A 1,393-nucleotide genomic window follows, 5' to 3' on the forward strand; every position below is an offset into this window, starting at 1 on the left:
CCTTGGTATCGTGGACTCGTCACCGCGACCGTACCGGTCCGGCGACGCCCACCGGTCCGGGTGGCGGAATGGCAGACGCGCTAGCTTGAGGTGCTAGTGCCCTTTATCGGGCGTGGGGGTTCAAGTCCCCCCTCGGACACCAGCGGAAAGCCCCTGTTCATCAGGGGCTTTCTTCGTTGCCGGGCCGCGGCACGACCATGGCGGGCCGTACCCGAACGGTGACGTTCGGAAGCCCCAGGAGCGCCATGGGGTGTTCGAGCTGCTGACGCAGGATCGCGGGTCCTCCCTACCGCCGTCGTAGGGCGCTCTCGCGTAGTCCTTCTCGGAGATGATCAGCACCTTGGTGTCGGGGGCGCCCACGTCCACGGAGTCGCGCAGCGCGACAACCCCGTCCACGAACGCGACCTCCAGACGGTTGTTTCCAGCGTCGGACATCTCGCTCTTCGCCCAGACGGCGTTGGCGAGATCGACCTGCTTGTTCATGCGCGGCACTCCTTGGTCGGCTCGCGGATGGCGCGGTACGAAGCTGGGCTGTCAAGTGCCTGGGGTGGAGCCACGCCAGTTTGACCGGTAGGGAGAAAGGGCGATGGTGACAGCGCCGCCGTTCTCCTCGTGGTAGCTGGCGAAGTCCATCAACGAGAACCGGCTGATGACATCACCGTTCAACACAAAGAAAGGGGTTGCCGGATCGGCCAGCTTCCGGGCCGCGAACTTCAGGCCCCCGCCACGGCCGAGGGGTTCGTCCTCGATCGGTAGCGCACTTCCAGACCGAAGCGTTCCCCGTCGCCCACGTAGTCGGTGATCATCTCGTGCTTGTAACCGCCGCTGATGGTCACGGACTTCACACCGTGCTCAGCCAGCCACGCGAGCTGGTAACCGACGATCGGCGCACCGGCCACCGGCACCATGGCCTTCGGTGCGTCGTCGGTGTAGGGCCGCATCCGCGTCGCCTGGCCACCTGCCAGGATCAGCGCCTGTGTTCCTACGTTTGCGGACATGTGCCGTGCTCCCTCTGTCGCTTGGGCGTCCTTGTGACGCCTTCGCGGGAGATCCTGTCAGTGCGGATCGGGCCGAGCACGCACCGAGCCAGGCGCGCGCCGTTCGACTGGCGTGTAGTCCGCTCCGGCCACGCGGAGGAACCGTGGAGCCCGTCCCCGTCAGGGGGCCGTGCCGATCCACATCACGCGGGCCGACTCCCGGCCGCACCAGAACCAACACCGCCCGACCGTCCAGCGGTTACCGTCACCGTCCTTTGGAAGCGGAGGCAGGCGGGCGTCCACCTGGTACACGGTGATCGTCGTGCCGCTCATGCCCGACCTCCCAGCCGGCGAGTCGGCTCGGCTCACCACTGATGCGGTGGTGGTGTTGCCCGTGCTGTCGGTACGAGTGAGCA

General features: G+C 66.8%; 2 protein-coding genes and 1 tRNA gene. 1 reads left to right on the plus strand and 2 read right to left on the minus strand.

What is annotated here, in order from left to right:
- The first annotated feature begins 54 nt into the window (after positions 1-54).
- Positions 55-142 (plus strand) — tRNA-Leu (locus AC13HU_RS37210).
- On the opposite strand, the gene AC13HU_RS37215 is transcribed toward AC13HU_RS37210, so the two are convergent.
- On the minus strand, positions 121-483 hold the full coding sequence (locus tag AC13HU_RS37215; RefSeq protein WP_483046423.1) for a DUF397 domain-containing protein: 363 nt from the start codon (positions 481-483) through the stop codon (positions 121-123). The genes AC13HU_RS37210 and AC13HU_RS37215 overlap by 22 nt on opposite strands.
- 230 nt (positions 484-713) lie before the next feature.
- Positions 714-998, minus strand: a complete 285-nt coding sequence (locus AC13HU_RS37220; RefSeq protein ID WP_483046424.1) for a sugar phosphate nucleotidyltransferase — start codon at positions 996-998, stop codon at positions 714-716.
- Between the last annotated feature and the right edge of the window lie 395 nt (positions 999-1,393).

The sequence above is a fragment of the Streptomyces sp. NH27 genome (genome assembly GCF_056859195.1).

What these genes read in the sequence shown, in the direction of transcription:
- AC13HU_RS37220 (WP_483046424.1), bottom strand. Translation starts at nt 998, where the DNA reads ATGTCCGCAAACGTAGGAACACAGGCGCTGATCCTGGCAGGTGGCCAG.
- AC13HU_RS37215 (WP_483046423.1), bottom strand. Translation starts at nt 483, where the DNA reads ATGAACAAGCAGGTCGATCTCGCCAACGCCGTCTGGGCGAAGAGCGAG.